The organism is Streptomyces roseus (assembly GCF_001044425.1).
GTDB lineage: Bacteria > Actinomycetota > Actinomycetes > Streptomycetales > Streptomycetaceae > Streptomyces > Streptomyces roseus.
Genome location: NZ_LFML01000089.1, coordinates 1 through 14,359 on the forward strand (window position 1 = coordinate 1; position 14,359 = coordinate 14,359).

A 14,359-nucleotide genomic window follows, 5' to 3' on the forward strand; every position below is an offset into this window, starting at 1 on the left:
CGAGCACCCACCCGCATCAGCCCCTACGCAGCACTCCGCCCCGCCGGATCAGATCCAGCGGGGCGGAGTTAGCCAACAGCGTCCCCTCCGGGGGATGCGGGCCACGCCCGTACGGCCCGTACGCACTCACACGTACGGCAGCGGCAAGCGTTACTTCGCGGCGTTCAGGATCTCGCGCGCCAGCTTGGCCGTCTCGGTCGGCGTCTTGCCGACCTTGACGCCGGCGGCCTCGAGGGCCTCCTTCTTGGCCTGCGCGGTGCCGGAGGAGCCGGAGACGATGGCGCCGGCGTGGCCCATGGTCTTGCCCTCGGGGGCGGTGAAGCCCGCGACGTAGCCGACGACCGGCTTGGTGACGTTCTTCGCGATGAAGTCCGCCGCACGCTCCTCGGCGTCGCCGCCGATCTCGCCGATCATGACGATGAGCTCGGTCTCCGGGTCGGCCTCGAAGGCCTCCAGGGCGTCGATGTGCGTGGTGCCGATGACCGGGTCGCCACCGATGCCGACGGCGGAGGTGAAGCCGATGTCACGGAGCTCGTACATCATCTGGTAGGTCAGCGTGCCGGACTTGGACACGAGACCGATCTTGCCGGGCTTGGTGATGTCGCCCGGGATGATGCCGGCGTTGGACTGGCCGGGGGTGATCAGACCCGGGCAGTTCGGGCCGATGATGCGGGTCTTGTTGCCCTTGGCGGTCGCGTACGCCCAGAAGGCGGCGGAGTCGTGCACCGCGATGCCCTCGGTGATGACGACGGCCAGCGGGATCTCGGCGTCGATCGCCTCGACCACGGCGGCCTTGGCGAAGGCCGGCGGGACGAAGAGGACGGAGACGTTGGCGCCCGTCTCCTTCATCGCCTCGGCGACGGAGCCGAAGACCGGGACCTCGGTGCCGTCGAAGTCGACGGTGGTGCCGGCCTTGCGCGGGTTCACGCCGCCGACGATGTTGGTGCCGTCAGCCAGCATCAGCTTGGTGTGCTTCATGCCCGTGGCACCGGTCATGCCCTGGACGATGACCTTGCTGTCCTTGTTGAGGAAGATAGCCATGTGAGTCTGTGACCTCTGCCCTTACTTCGCAGCCGCGAGCTCGGCGGCCTTGTCGGCCGCGCCGTCCATGGTGTCCACGCGCTGGACCAGCGGGTGGTTGGCGTCCGAGAGGATCTTGCGACCCAGCTCGGCGTTGTTGCCGTCGAGACGGACGACGAGGGGCTTGGTGACCTCTTCGCCCTTGTCCTTCAGCAGCTGCAGCGCCTGGACGATGCCGTTGGCGACCTCGTCGCAGGCGGTGATGCCACCGAAGACGTTGACGAAGACGGACTTGACGTCCGGGTCGCCGAGGATGATCTCCAGACCGTTGGCCATGACGGCGGCGGAGGCGCCACCGCCGATGTCCAGGAAGTTGGCGGGCTTGACGCCGCCGTGGTTCTCACCGGCGTACGCGACGACGTCGAGGGTGCTCATGACGAGACCCGCGCCGTTGCCGATGATGCCGACCTCACCGTCGAGCTTCACGTAGTTGAGGTTCTTCGCCTTGGCGGCGGCCTCGAGCGGGTTCGCGGCGGCATGGTCCACGAACTCCTCGTGGCCCGGCTGGCGGAACTCGGCGTTCTCGTCGAGCGAGACCTTGCCGTCGAGCGCGATGACGTCGCCGGAGGCGACCTTCGCGAGCGGGTTGACCTCGACGAGGAGCGCGTCCTCGGCGATGAAGGTCGCCCACAGGGTCACGAGGACCTCGGCGACCTTCTCGGCGACCTCGGCCGGGAACTGCGCCAGCGCGACGATCTCGCGGGCCTTCTCGATGGTCACGCCCTCGTTGGCGTTCACCGGGACCTTGGCGAGCTTCTCCGGGGTCTCCTCGGCGACCTGCTCGATGTCCATGCCGCCCGCGACCGAGGCCATGGCCAGGAAGGTGCGGTTGGTGCGGTCGAGGAGGTACGAGACGTAGTACTCCTCGAGGATCTCGGGAGCGGTCTCGGCGATCATCACCTTGTGGACCGTGTGGCCCTTGATGTCCATGCCCAGGATGTCCGTCGCGCGGGCGACGGCCTCGTCCGGGGTGGCGGCGAGCTTGACGCCGCCGGCCTTGCCGCGGCCGCCGACCTTCACCTGCGCCTTGACGACCGACTTGCCGCCCAGCCGCTCGGTGGCCTCGCGAGCCGCCTCAGGCGTGTCGATGACTTCACCGGCCAGCACCGGTACACCGTGCTTGGCGAAGAGGTCCCTCGCCTGGTACTCGAACAGGTCCACGCGCGTCCGTCCCTTGTCTTCAAAGATTCGCAGTGATTCGCGGTTGTCTGCGTGGGCGTGCCGCGGAGGGCAACGTGACGGCGCTGTCACTAGGGAGGCGCACACGGTGACCGTGGACGCGGCATGTCCGTCCCGCAGGTTATCCCCGTGGGACGTGGGTCCCTAAATCGCAGATCACACCTGAGCGGTGATACCTGTCACAGATCCCCTCACGGTTGAGCTGGATATTCGTGCGATCCGCCAGCCGCGGCGGCGGGCGGCGCGGGCCCCGCGCGGCCCCGCCGCGGGAGCGGTCGCGACCGCGCGCCGGGGCGGTGCGCGGGGCCCGGCGGGAGGGGATCCGGCGGTCGGCCGGGGGCGGTCAGGGGACGGGCAAGGGGCGCTTCTCCAGGGCCGCGGCCATCACCTCCGGGAACAGGTCGGGGGTGCAGGCGAAGGCCGGGACCCCAAGCGCCGCAAGGGCTGCGGCGTGCTCGCGGTCGTAGGCGGGGGCCCCTTCGTCGGACAGGGCGAGCAGGGCCACGAACTCGGTGCCGGACGCCTTCATCGCCGCGACGCGGGCCAGCATCCCGTCGCGTATGCCGCCCTCGTGGAGATCGCTGATGAGGACGACGACGGTGTCGGCGGGACGGGTGATCCTGGACTGGCAGTAGGCCAGGGCGCGGTTGATGTCGGTGCCGCCGCCGAGCTGCGTGCCGAAGAGGACGTCGACCGGATCTTCCAGCTGATCCGTCAGGTCCACGACGGCGGTGTCGAAGACGACGAGCCGGGTCGCGATCGCGCTCATCGAGGCGAGCACCGCGCCGAAGACGGAGGCGTGGACGACGGAGGCCGCCATCGAGCCGGACTGGTCGACGCAGAGGACCACCTCCTTCCGCACCGCCCGGGCGGCGCGTCCGTATCCGACGAGCCGCTCGGGAACGACGGTGCCGTACTCCGGCAGGTAGTTCTTGAGATTCGCCCGGATGGTCCGGTTCCAGTCGATGTCCGCGTGGCGGGGACGGCTGGTGCGGGCGGAGCGGTCGAGGGCGCCGGCGAGGGTGGCCCGGGTGCGGGCCGCGAGGCGCGCCTCCAGCCGCTCGACCACGGTGCGGACGACGGCGCGGGCCGTTTCGCGGGTGGTCTCGGGCATGGCCTTGTGGAGGGAGAGGAGGGTCCCGACGAGATGGACGTCGGGTTCGACGGCCTCCAGCATCTCGGGCTCCAGGAGGAGGGAGGCGAGGCCGAGCCGCTCGATGGCGTCCCGCTGCATGATCTGGACGACGGAGCCGGGGAAGTACGTACGGATGTCCCCGAGCCAGCGGGCCACGTGCGGGGCGGAGCCGCCGAGCCCCGCGCTCCGCCCGGCGTCCCTCCCCTTCCGTCCGCCCTGTCCGGTGCTGCCGCTCCGCCCGTAGAGCGCCGAGAGCGCGGCGTCCATCCCGGCGTCCCGCCCGGTCAGGGCGTACCCGGTCCCGTCCTCCTCCCCGCCGAGCACCATCCGCCATCTCCGCAGCCGCTCCTGTGCGCAGGAGCCTGCCGCCTCCGCGTTCCCCGTACCGGCCATGTCCCCGTCCCCTTCCCCTGCTCGTCGTGTGTGCCGCCGGCCGGTCCTGCCTGCGGCCGCGGTCATGCCGGCGGCCCCGCGAGGAGGAGGGCGAGTACCGGCAGGACCGCGTCCGCGCGGGACGGGTCCGGGAGGGGGGCGAAGCCCTCGGGGGCACCGCCCCGGGCCGCCCCGCGCGCAGGGCCCCGGCGGACCAGCTCGCCCAGGCTCCGCTTGACGCCCGGCTCGTACGCCCCGAACGTCCGCCGCAGCAGCGGCAGTACGTCCGTGAAGGCGCTCTCCGGGACCCCGGCCAGCCAGGTGTCGACCAGCGCCAGCAGCCGCTCGTCGTGGACCAGCAGCGTGCCGTCCTGCGCGAACCCCTCGATCCAGCCCGCCGCGTCGGGCGGTGGCGCCGCCGGGGACAGGGCCAGGCCCATCAGCCGTGCCGTCTCCTGCGCCGGCAGGCCTCCCTCGTCCAGCAGGAGCCGGGCCGCCCGGCCGCGGATGAGCCCCGGCACCCTGTCCCGGCCCGCCAGCGCCCGCAGCACCGCCGACCAGCGCTCCCCCAGCCCCTCCTCGTCCAGGAGAGCGATCGCGCCGTGTACGGCCTCCACATGGCCCCGCAGCTCCGCCGCCGCCTCCGCGTCCAGGCCCGCCGCGCAGGCCGGCACCAGCGCCACGCAGATCCGCTCCGCGAGCCCGCCCGCGACCGCGGCCAGCGCCGACGCGTCCGTCCCCCGTACGTCCCCGTAGCGCAGGGAACGGGCCAGCGCCGGCAGGGCCTTGGCCAGCCGGGCCACGTCGGTGTCCAGGGCCGCCCGGTCCGCGAGGGCCCGCAGTACGGCGGGCAGGGCCCGCGACAGCCCGGCCAGCAGGCACCGCTCGGCCAGCGCCGTCACCTCGCCGAGCTCCCGCGCCCGCGCCGCGTCCGCCTCGGCCTTCGCCGTGGCCGCCGCCTCGACCGTCGTGCCCCAGATCCCGGCCTCGGCGACCCGCACCGACAGCTCCGGATCCCACCGCAGCCGCCACGTCTCGCGGAAGGTCCCCGTACTCCCCCTCGATGCGGCCGGTGTGCCCCAGCCGATGCCGAGCAGCCGCAGCCGGTGCAGCAGCAGCGACTTCGCCGCGTCCGTGTCCTTGCGCAGGTCGAGCTCCAGCTCGCGCTCCCGGGCCTCGGCCTTCAGCCGCAGCGAGCGCTGTCGGCGGGTCAGGTCACGTTGCAGGGGGACCGCGGGTGCCCCGTCGGGGACTTCGCCGAGCACGTCGCCGATGACCAGGCGGTCCTCGATCAGGGCGAGCGGTACGTCGGAGCCGTCGCACATCACCGCCCTGACCGCCTCCAGGGTCTCCGTGAGCCCGGCCAGCGGTCTGCCGCGGATCGCGGCCAGCGTCGCGGCCAGCCGGACCGCCTCGATGACGTGCGCCGGGGAGACCTGCTGGTCCTCCTCCCGGAGCAGCCCGGCGATCTTCGTGAGCCAGCGCTCCACCGGCCGGTCGCGCGCCGCGAACAGGTGCGCGTACCAGCCGGGCGAGGTGATGCCCGCGCCGTATCCGCCGGCCCGGGCGAGCCGCCGGTGGGTCCAGGGGACCCAGGCCGTCTCCACCTTGACCTTGGGCAGACCGGTCAGCAGCGCCTTGTCCGCGGCGGCCGTGGTCCGCGCGCCCAGCGCCGGTACGTGCCAGGCCCCGCAGACCACCGCGTACCCGTCACCGAACTCCCGGCGGGCGGCCCGCATCCGCTGCCGCATGTACGCCTCGCGCACCCGGTCCCGCGCCCGGCCCTCGTCCCCGTACGCCTCGCGCAGCGCTCCCATGGCCTCCCCGAGCGCCGCGAACGCGCCGAGCGGGTCCGCCGCCCCGTCGCCGCGGTGTTCGACCACGTCCTCCCACCAGCGCTCGGGGTCGTCGTACCCGGCGGTCTCGGCCAGCGCCGCCAGCGGGTCCAGCCGTACGGATCCGGCCTCGTCCGGGCCGGTGCCGGAATCCGCCGCCAGCGTGTGCGCGGCGGGGAGGTCGATGAAGCGGACCGGGACCGGCACCGCCTGCTCCTGGGCCCATCGGATGGCGACCCACTCCGGCGAGAACGCGGCCAGCGGCCAGAACGCGGCCCTGCCCGGATCGTCGGCGGCGTGCGCGAGCAGGGCGACGGGCGGGCGCATCCCGGGATCGGCGGCCAGCGGCAGCAGGGCGTCGCCCTCCGGCGGCCCCTCGATCAGCACCGCCGCCGGGCGGGCCGCGTCCAGGGCGGCCCGCACGGCGCGGGCCGAGCCGGGACCGTGGTGCCGTACTCCCAGCAGCAGGGGCCCCCGCCGCGCGGGGGGCGGCCCGCTCATGCCGTCACCTCCCGGCAGGCGCGGTAGAAGTCCTTCCAGCCGTCCCGCTCGCGCACCACGGCCTCCAGGTACTCCTGCCAGACCACCCGGTCGGCCGCCGGATCGCGGACCACGGCGCCGAGGATCCCGGCGGCCACGTCGGACGGGCGCAGGACGCCGTCCCCGAAGTGGGCCGCGAGCGCGAGGCCTCCGGTGACCACCGATATGGCCTCGGCCGTGGACAGCGTGCCGCTGGGCGACTTCACCTTCGTCCGGCCGTCGGCGGTGATCCCGTCGCGCAGCTCGCGGAAGACCGTGACGACGCGGCGGATCTCCTCCAGGCCCTCGGGCGCGGCCGGCAGGTCGAGGGCGCGGCCCATCTGGTCGACGCGGCGGGCGACGATGTCGACCTCGGCGTCGGCGGTGGCGGGCAGCGGCAGCACGACGGTGTTGAAGCGGCGGCGCAGCGCGCTGGAGAGCTCGTTGACCCCGCGGTCGCGGTCGTTGGCGGTGGCGATGAGGTTGAAGCCGCGTACGGCCTGCACCTCCTGGCCGAGCTCCGGTATCGGGAGCGTCTTCTCGGACAGGACGGTGATCAGGGTGTCCTGGACGTCGGCCGGGATGCGCGTGAGCTCCTCGACGCGGGCGACCCGGCCCTCGGCCATGGCGCGCATGACGGGACTCGGCACGAGGGCCTCGCGGCCGGGCCCGTGGGCGAGGAGGCGGGCGTAGTTCCAGCCGTACCGGATGGCCTCCTCGGGGGTGCCCGCGGTGCCCTGGACGAGGAGGGTGGAGTCGCCGCTGACGGCGGCGGCCAGGTGTTCGGACACCCAGGTCTTGGCGGTGCCGGGGACGCCGAGCAGGAGCAGGGCGCGGTCGGTGGCGAGGGTGGTGACGGCGACCTCGACGATGCGGCGCGGGCCCACGTACTTGGGCGTGATGACCGTGCCGTCGGCGAGCGTGCCGCCGAGGAGGTAGGTCGCGACGGCCCACGGGGAGAGGTTCCAGCGCGCGGGGCGGGGCCGGTCGTCGGCGGCCGCGAGGGCTTTCAGTTCTTCCGCGAAGGCGTCCTCGGCATGCGGTCGCAGCGCGTCTGCGCCCCTGTCGTTCTCGGGCATGGTCATGGTCCCCCTCCAATGCTCGGCAGCCGTTCCCGACCGCTGGAACAACCGTGCACCACGCCACTGACAACGCCCCTCCTCCACAACGTTGTTGCAGGTCAGAGGGATTGTCAGTGGGGCTCTCTACGGTGGGACACATGACTGAGCAGGGGGTCCGCCCGACGGCGGAACAGGTACTGGCTCTGGCTCCTGACGACGCGTCGCGCACCGCGGGGGCCAAGCTGGGCAGGGCGGGTCCGTGGTCCCAGATCGGAGGTTCCGCTTCCGGTTTGGTGTGGGGGTTGTGCAGGGGCAGCGGGAGCACGCCGTACCGGACCGTCGTGGACGTGGGCGGCCCGGCGTACAAGTGCACCTGTCCGAGCCGGAAGTCCCCGTGCAAGCACGCGCTCGGGCTGCTGCTGCTCTGGTCGGCGCGGGGGTTCGCCGAGGACGGCGAGGACGCCGAGGACGGCGAGGTGCCGGACTGGGCGGCCGCGTGGTCGGCGGAACGGGCGGCCAAGGCCGCGCGCACGGCGGCCGCGGCGGCCGGACCGGCGGACGGGGAGGGGGCCGGACGCCGGGCCGAGCGCAGGGCGGCCCGGATCGGCGCGGGGGTCACCGAGCTGGAGCAGCGGCTGGAGGACGTGCTGCGTGCCGGCCTGGCCGGCCAGCAGCAGGCCGGGTACGGCCCCTGGGAGGAGACCGCCGCGCGGATGGTCGACGCCCAGGCGCCGGGACTGGCGGCGCGGGTGCGGGAGTTGGGGACGATACCCAGTTGCGGTCCCGGATGGCCCGCCCGGATGCTGGAGGAGGGCGCGCTGCTGCACCTGCTGAACCGGGGCTGGCTCGGTCTGGCGGGGCTGCCGGAGCCGCTCGCCGCGACGGTCCGGAGCAGGGTGGGGCTACCGGGTGCCGCCGCGGAGGGGGAGGTCGTACGGGACCGCTGGCTGGTGCTGGCCCAGTACGACTCGGTGTCACCGGACGGCAGGCTCACCACCCGCCGGACGTGGCTGCGGGGGCTGGGGAGCGGGCGCCCGGCCCTGGTGCTGGACTTCGGACCGCCGGGGCGGCCACCGGCCCTGGCACTGCCCGTGGGGCTGGTGGTGGAGGCGGAAGCCCGCTTCCGGCCCGGTACGGCGGGGCTGCGCGCGGATCTCGGGGAGAGGTCCGCGGCGGCCGCACCGGACCGGGTCCCGGCCGGGGTCGGTACGGGGGCGGCACTGGAGGTGTACGGGGCGGCGCTGCGGGAGGACCCGTGGCTCGACGCGTGGCCGGTGGTGCTGGGCCCGGTGGTCCCGATACCGGGGGAACGGGGCTGGCAACTGGCGGACGCGGAGGGCACCTGCGCGCTGCCGGTCGCGCCCGTCGGCGGCGCCGGCGGGTCACGGTCCGGGCTGTGGCAGCTGGCCGCCCTCTCGGGCGGCGGCCCGGTCACGGTGTTCGGCGAGTGCGGACACCGCGGATTCACACCGTTGACGGCGTGGCATCCGGGCTGCCCGGAACCGGTCGCCCTGGGGTGACGGGCCGGGGGCCTCGTAGGGGCACGGCTCTGAGCAGCCGGCGCCCCGTGGGGAGGGAGCGTCGGCGCGGGGGCGCCGACGTGCACGAACGATGAAGCCGGGGGGCTTTTGTGAACGACAACCACGCAAGCTGAAGGGTCGGACGACGAGGCACGAAAGCGGCTCCGGTCCCGCGGAGGGGGCGGGACCGGAGCACTGCACGACGAGAGGGGTGGGCACGGTGACCACGGAGGGAACGAAGGCCGGGGGCGTGAGCGCGGGCCTCGGTGACGGGGACTGGGAGGAGCTGGTCTCGGTCGCGCTGCTGGGGACCGGCCGGCGCAAGGCGAGTCCCGGGGCGCTGCTCGACGCGGCCGCGGTGCAGACCGTACGGCGGCGGGCCGGGCTGCGGCCCGCCGAGGCGGGGCCGCGGCCGGATCCCGCACCGCGGGATCCGCGGCCGGCTCCGCCCGAGGCCGCACGGCGGCGGCTCGCGCAGCTGCTGGCCGGCCGGACCGGCGCGGGCAGCGGCGGCGGGCGGCGCGGGGCGGCGCCGGATCTCACGGAGCTGCTGCCGCAGTGGCTGGCCGCCGCCGGCCGGCACGGGTACCGGGCGCCGCACGCGCTGGTGCCCGCGCTGCTGGACGCGGCCCGTGCCCGCACGGACCTGCGGGCCCCCGCCCTGGCCCTGGCCGGGGCGCGGGGGCTGTGGCTGGCCCGGCTGAATCCGGACTGGCGGTTCGCCCTGCGTGGCGGGGCGGGCGGCGCCGGGGAACTGCCCGACCCGCAGGACCGGGCCGGGGTGGAACGGCTGTGGCAGGAGGGGCTGTTCGCGGAGCGCGTCGCCCTCCTCGGCCTCGTACGGGCCCACGAGCCGGCAGCTGCGACGCGGCTGCTCACGACGACCTGGGCCACCGAACGGGCCGAGGACCGGCTGATGTTCCTCGACTCGCTCCGGGTGGGGCTGTCGGAAGGGGACGAGCCGTTCCTGGAGGAGGCCTTGGGCGACCGCAGCCGCAATGTCCGCTCGACGGCGGCCGAGTTGCTGTCGGCGCTGCCGCGGTCGGCGCTGGCCGGGCGGATGGCGGAGCGGGCACTGGCGTGCGTGGGGCCGCAGGGGGTGACCCCGCCGGCCGAGTGCGACGCGGGGATGCTCCGCGACGGGGTGGTCGAGCGGCCCCCCGCCGGCCGGGGGGAACGGGCCTGGTGGCTCGGCCAGCTGGTGGAGGCGGCGCCGCTGTCGTGCTGGCGGGAGCGATTCGGGGGGCTCGGCGCGGCCGAGATCGTGGCGCTGCCGGTGGCCGGGGGCGAGAGCTGGCGCGAGGAGCTGCACGCGGCGTGGTGCCGGGCGGCGGTGCGCCAGCGCGATCCGCGGTGGGCGAAGGCGCTGCTCGGCGCGGCGTCGGCGCCGCCCGCGACGGCCCCCGGCACGGCATCGCTCGCGGAGCGGGCGAAGCTGCTGTCCGTCCTGCCGGAGGCGGAACGGGCGCAATGGGTCGCGGAGTTCATACGGGCCCACGGCCTTTCGGAGGCCTTCCAGCTGCTCGGGGTGTGCCTGGTCCCGTGGGCCGGGACGCTGGGGCGGGCGGTGGTGGACGCGCTGGACGCCGCGCGGGAGGCGGGCAGTTACCCGTGGAGCTTCAGCGGGGTGATGGGTCTGGCCGAGCGGTGCCTGGATCCGGCGGAGGCGGAGCGGCTGGAGGCGGTGGTGGCGCGGGGCGCCGCTTTCGCCGATCCGGCGGAAGCCTCCTCCGGCGCGGCCGCGTACTGGGCCGAGGCCTTCCAGCGCCTGGTCGCCACGCTGCGCCTGCGCGCCGCGATGCTGGCGGAGCTCGCCCCGGCCTGAGCACCGTCGGCGCCCGCGCGGCCGGTCCGCGGGGCCGGCTCGGCGGGGGCGCGGGGAGGGTGTCCGCACGGTCGTGCGGTCGCCCCCGGCGTCACCGCCGAGCGGTGCCGGCGGAGCTACTGGCGGACGTGGGCGCGGACCCAGTCGACGATCGAGGTGGTCGTGGCGCCCGGGGTGAAGATCTCGGCCACGCCCTTGGCCTTCAGGGGGGCGATGTCGTCCTCCGGGATGATGCCGCCGCCGAAGACCTTGATGTCCTCCGCCTCGCGCTCCTTGAGGAGTTCCAGGACGCGCGCGAACAGCGTGTTGTGGGCGCCCGAGAGGATCGAGAGGCCGATCGCGTCGGCGTCTTCCTGAATGGCGGTGTCCACGATCTGCTCGGGGGTCTGGTGGAGGCCCGTGTAGATGACCTCCATACCCGCGTCCCGCAGCGCACGCGCGATCACCTTGGCCCCGCGGTCGTGGCCGTCGAGACCCGGCTTGGCCACCACCACACGGATCGGACCGGTCACACCCATCGCACTGCCTCCCGAGTGAACGAACGTTAAGTACAGCATCGCGCACACCCCCGTTTCACGGTCAACCACGAGGGGGAAATCACACGTGGGACGGCGTTGATTCACCGCCAGGGGAGCCGCACCGGGGGCGCCGCGTCACCGTACCGCCAGCCGCACGGCACGGTGACGCGGTCGGCCGCGGTCCCCAGGTCCATCCCGGAGGCACCTTGCAGAGGCGCCCAGGATGCGCAGTCCCGGAAGGCTGAGGGGGCCGTCGATGGGGGTGTCCATACCCGTACCCGTTTCCGGGGCGGCGCTGCGGGCGGGGGTGCTGGAGGCGGTGGTCCTCGGCGGCCACCTGCTGCTCTACCCGACCGGGATCCGGTCCGAGAAGCCCGCCGGGGCGCGCGGGAAGGACAGCGGGCGGCCACCCGCGCTCCTGCTGCACGGGTTCAGCGACAACCGGTCGATCTTCGTCCTGCTGCGCCGCACCCTCGCCGCGGACGGCCTGCGGCGCGTGGAGACGTACAACTACTCCCCCTTCACCCTCGACCTGCGCGTCGCAGCCCGCCACCTCGCCCGGCGCGTCGAGGAGCTGTGCGAGCGCACCGGACAGGAGCGGGTGGACCTGGTCGGGCACAGCCTGGGCGGTCTGGTCGGGCGGTACTACGTCCAGCGCCTGGGCGGCGACGCCCGCGTCCGCACGCTCGTCACGCTCGGCACTCCGCATTCCGGTACGCGGGTCGCCCCCTTCATGGACGCCCACCCGCTGGTCCGGCAGATACGCCCGGGCTCCGCGGTCATGGCCGAGCTGCGCGCGCCCGCGCCCGGCTGCCGGACCCGATGCGTCGCGTTCTGGAGCGAGTTCGACGAGCTGATGGACCCGACCGAGACGGCCCGTATCGAGCACCCGGACCTCCACGCGGAGAACGTGCAGGTCACCGGTATCGGACACCTCGCCTTGGCCGCGCATCCCGCCGTCATGGGGCCGGTCCGGCGCGCCCTCGACGGCCCCGGTCCGGCCGCGCTCACGAGCCTCGGGGGCACCGCTTCCGTCGCGTGAACACCAACCCACCCGAACTCGAACGGATTTCGAACTCAAGGCCAAGGCTCGGCCTCGCAGCGACCGAAAGACGTCCGAATGCCCGGTTCCGCAAAGCTCGGTACCCCTGGAAGATTGTCGTTGCCAGTAACCGGCGGGTACAGTCACGCCACTGCTCTCCCCAAGGAACCTCCCGTTCCCTGGCCACCCAGGCCCCCCACTGCCGAGGCGAAAGAGAAGTTGGTGAACGACCGCCCCTCGTCGGGCCTGTACCCCGATTCCGGGTACGACGGCCTTTCCAACACCACTTTCGCTGGTGACACGTCCTATGTTTCCTATGAAACGCAGGGCCAGGGGTATGACTACGCCTCTGCCTACCCCTCGTACGAGACCGGCGCCCACGACGCCACCGCCTGGTCCGCGCAGGACGGTTACGCGCAGGACGGCGGCTACCTGTCGACGATCCCCGCCCAGGGCGGTGTCCCCGAGGACACCGGAACCGGGCAGTGGGACGCGAGCGCCTGGAGCCGGCAGGACGGCGCCGCCGACTACCGGGCCACCGCCCTCGGCTACGAGCAGACCGGGCAGTGGGCGATGCCGGGTTACGGCACCACGGGCACCGAGACCGGCGCGTACGACGCCACCGCCTGGAACACGGTCCCGCAGCACGAGCAGCAGACCCAGACCTTCTCGTACGACCACCAGCAGTACGAGTACCAGCAGCGGTCGGACTACGCGTACGAGGCGCCCGCCCCCGGCGTCTACAGCGAGACCGCGGTCTTCGAAGTCCTCGACACGGAGGGCGCCGAAAACACCCCGGCAGACGTGGACCTGGACCTGGATCCGGACCCCGACCGTGAGCTCGACCTCGCGGCCGAACCCGTGCACGACCTGCCCACCCAGTCCATGCCGGTCACCCCGGACACCGCGTCCGCGCCCCGCCCCTCGCGCCGCGCCGGCGCCAAGCCGAAGGCGGGGTCCCCGGCGGCCGCCGCCTCCCGTCGCCGCAGCCCGGCCAAGCGTTCCGCCCTGCTGACCGTGGCCGTTCCCTCCGCCTGCGTGATGGGCGTCGCCGGTGTCGCGGCCGCCTCCGTCGGCGGGCTCACCGGCACGGACAAGGCCACCGCGGACACCACCACGATGGCCGCGCCCGATCCGGCCTCGGTGAAGCCCGTCGCGGCGAACAACAAGCTCGACACCCAGCTCACGGCGCTCAGCGCCGACGCGGGCGACTTCGCGGACCGCGCGAGCCGCACGCAGGAGCGCATCGACCTGCGCCAGCGCCAGGAAGACGAGAAGAAGCGGAAGGCGGAGGAGGAGGCGGCGAAGGAAGCGGCCCGCCCCAAGTTCGCCATCCCGGTCGAACAGCACGGCCTCAGCGCCAGCTTCGGCCAGGCGGGCGGCATGTGGATGTCCGTGCACACCGGCATCGACTTCCCCGTCTCGTACGGCACTCCGGTCATGTCCGCCACCGACGGCACCGTGCGCACGCAGTGGAACAGCGCGTACGGAAACATGGCCATAGTGACCTCGCCCGACGGCACCGAGACCTGGTACTGCCACCTCAGCAGCACCAAGATCCGGTCCGGCAAGGTCAAGGCGGGCGACGTCATCGCCTACTCCGGCAACTCCGGCAACTCCACCGGCCCGCACCTCCACTTCGAGGTCCGGCCCGGCGCCGGGGCGGCGATCGACCCCCTCCCGTGGCTGCGCAGCCACGGTCTGGACCCGACCTAGATGTGTTGTCCGGGGACGTTGGTGACACGCGTGCTGGGTTCTTGAAATGGGTGAGGGCCTCCGGGTTCGGTGTGGATTGCGACATCTACATCGTTCCGAGGAGGCCCTCGTGGTCCACCGTAATGCCCCGCTGACCGAGACCGGACGACTTCGGCTGGCCCGCTGTGTCGTGGACGACGGCTGGCCCGTGCGGCGGGCCGCGGAGCGTTTCCAGGTCAGCCACACCACCGCCGCCCGCTGGGCCACCCGCTACCGCACGCTGGGCATCGCCGGAATGAGTGACCGCTCCAGCCGCCCCCACCGCCAGCCGCGGCGGACCGCGGCCGCAGTCGAGGAACACGTCCTGCGGCTACGACGCGAGCACCGGATCGGACCCCTGCGCCTGGCCGCCCGCTGCGGCATCGCAGCCTCGACCGCCCACCGCATCCTGACCCGCCACGGTATGCCACCCCTGGCCGCACTCGACCGGGCCACCGGCGAACCCGTCCGCCGCTACGAACGGGCCCGCCCCGGCGAGCTCGTCCACATCGACGTCAAAAAGCTGGGCCGGATCCCCG

General features: G+C 73.9%; 11 protein-coding genes. 5 read left to right on the forward strand and 6 right to left on the reverse strand.

Annotated elements, in window-relative coordinates:
* Positions 1–150 precede the first annotated feature (150 nt).
* The 5 genes from sucD to ACS04_RS22075 form a co-directional block, all read right to left on the reverse strand.
* Complete coding sequence (sucD, locus tag ACS04_RS22055) at positions 151–1,041, reverse strand: succinate--CoA ligase subunit alpha (protein WP_030864229.1); 891 nt, start codon at positions 1,039–1,041, stop codon at positions 151–153.
* Between the two features lie 21 nt (positions 1,042–1,062).
* The gene (sucC, locus tag ACS04_RS22060; RefSeq protein ID WP_030864234.1) at positions 1,063–2,241 is read right to left on the reverse strand and encodes an ADP-forming succinate--CoA ligase subunit beta; all 1,179 of its coding nucleotides are present in this window, start codon (positions 2,239–2,241) and stop codon (positions 1,063–1,065) included.
* Between the two features lie 361 nt (positions 2,242–2,602).
* Positions 2,603–3,787 (reverse strand): VWA domain-containing protein, encoded by a 1,185-nt coding sequence (locus tag ACS04_RS22065; protein ID WP_048478442.1) that lies wholly within the window; start codon positions 3,785–3,787, stop codon positions 2,603–2,605.
* A 62-nt stretch (positions 3,788–3,849) separates the two neighbouring features.
* On the reverse strand, positions 3,850–6,102 hold the full coding sequence (locus tag ACS04_RS22070; protein WP_048478443.1) for a DUF5682 family protein: 2,253 nt from the start codon (positions 6,100–6,102) through the stop codon (positions 3,850–3,852).
* Positions 6,099–7,205, reverse strand: coding sequence for an ATP-binding protein (locus ACS04_RS22075; RefSeq protein ID WP_048478444.1), 1,107 nt, complete (start codon positions 7,203–7,205; stop codon positions 6,099–6,101). Before ACS04_RS22075 ends, ACS04_RS22070 begins: the two co-directional genes overlap by 4 nt.
* A gap of 134 nt (positions 7,206–7,339) precedes the next feature.
* Between ACS04_RS22075 and ACS04_RS22080 the strand changes: the two genes are divergently transcribed.
* Both ACS04_RS22080 and ACS04_RS22085 read left to right on the forward strand, forming a co-directional pair.
* Positions 7,340–8,701 carry an SWIM zinc finger family protein gene (locus tag ACS04_RS22080; protein WP_048478445.1) on the forward strand — a complete coding sequence of 454 codons (1,362 nt, stop codon included), beginning with the start codon at positions 7,340–7,342 and terminating at the stop codon, positions 8,699–8,701.
* A gap of 91 nt (positions 8,702–8,792) precedes the next feature.
* Positions 8,793–10,526: a DUF5691 domain-containing protein gene (locus ACS04_RS22085; RefSeq protein WP_245236490.1), complete on the forward strand. Its 1,734-nt coding sequence runs from the start codon at positions 8,793–8,795 to the stop codon at positions 10,524–10,526.
* Between the two features lie 116 nt (positions 10,527–10,642).
* On the opposite strand, the gene icmB is transcribed toward ACS04_RS22085, so the two are convergent.
* Positions 10,643–11,044, reverse strand: coding sequence for a coenzyme B12-dependent isobutyryl CoA mutase small subunit (gene icmB, locus ACS04_RS22090; RefSeq protein WP_048478446.1), 402 nt, complete (start codon positions 11,042–11,044; stop codon positions 10,643–10,645).
* A 223-nt stretch (positions 11,045–11,267) separates the two neighbouring features.
* Here icmB and ACS04_RS22095 point away from each other — a divergent pair, with 223 nt between their 5' ends.
* The 3 genes from ACS04_RS22095 to ACS04_RS22105 form a co-directional block, all read left to right on the forward strand.
* Complete coding sequence (locus tag ACS04_RS22095; RefSeq protein ID WP_053080881.1) at positions 11,268–12,086, forward strand: esterase/lipase family protein; 819 nt, start codon at positions 11,268–11,270, stop codon at positions 12,084–12,086.
* A 78-nt stretch (positions 12,087–12,164) separates the two neighbouring features.
* Positions 12,165–13,802, forward strand: a complete 1,638-nt coding sequence (locus ACS04_RS22100) for a M23 family metallopeptidase (RefSeq protein WP_209441747.1) — start codon at positions 12,165–12,167, stop codon at positions 13,800–13,802.
* Between the two features lie 109 nt (positions 13,803–13,911).
* The coding region (locus ACS04_RS22105; RefSeq protein ID WP_048478449.1) for a leucine zipper domain-containing protein at positions 13,912–14,359 on the forward strand (448 nt) is incomplete at its 3' end.

Excerpts from the sequence above, each read along its gene's own strand:
- sucD (WP_030864229.1), bottom strand. The coding sequence starts at position 1,041 with ATGGCTATCTTCCTCAACAAGGACAGCAAGGTCATCGTCCAGGGCATG.
- ACS04_RS22065 (WP_048478442.1), bottom strand. The coding sequence starts at position 3,787 with ATGGCCGGTACGGGGAACGCGGAGGCGGCAGGCTCCTGCGCACAGGAG.
- ACS04_RS22070 (WP_048478443.1), bottom strand. The coding sequence starts at position 6,102 with ATGAGCGGGCCGCCCCCCGCGCGGCGGGGGCCCCTGCTGCTGGGAGTA.
- ACS04_RS22075 (WP_048478444.1), bottom strand. The coding sequence starts at position 7,205 with ATGACCATGCCCGAGAACGACAGGGGCGCAGACGCGCTGCGACCGCAT.
- ACS04_RS22080 (WP_048478445.1), top strand. The coding sequence starts at position 7,340 with ATGACTGAGCAGGGGGTCCGCCCGACGGCGGAACAGGTACTGGCTCTG.
- ACS04_RS22085 (WP_245236490.1), top strand. The coding sequence starts at position 8,793 with ATGAAGCCGGGGGGCTTTTGTGAACGACAACCACGCAAGCTGAAGGGT.
- icmB (WP_048478446.1), bottom strand. The coding sequence starts at position 11,044 with ATGGGTGTGACCGGTCCGATCCGTGTGGTGGTGGCCAAGCCGGGTCTC.
- ACS04_RS22095 (WP_053080881.1), top strand. The coding sequence starts at position 11,268 with ATGCGCAGTCCCGGAAGGCTGAGGGGGCCGTCGATGGGGGTGTCCATA.
- ACS04_RS22100 (WP_209441747.1), top strand. The coding sequence starts at position 12,165 with ATGCCCGGTTCCGCAAAGCTCGGTACCCCTGGAAGATTGTCGTTGCCA.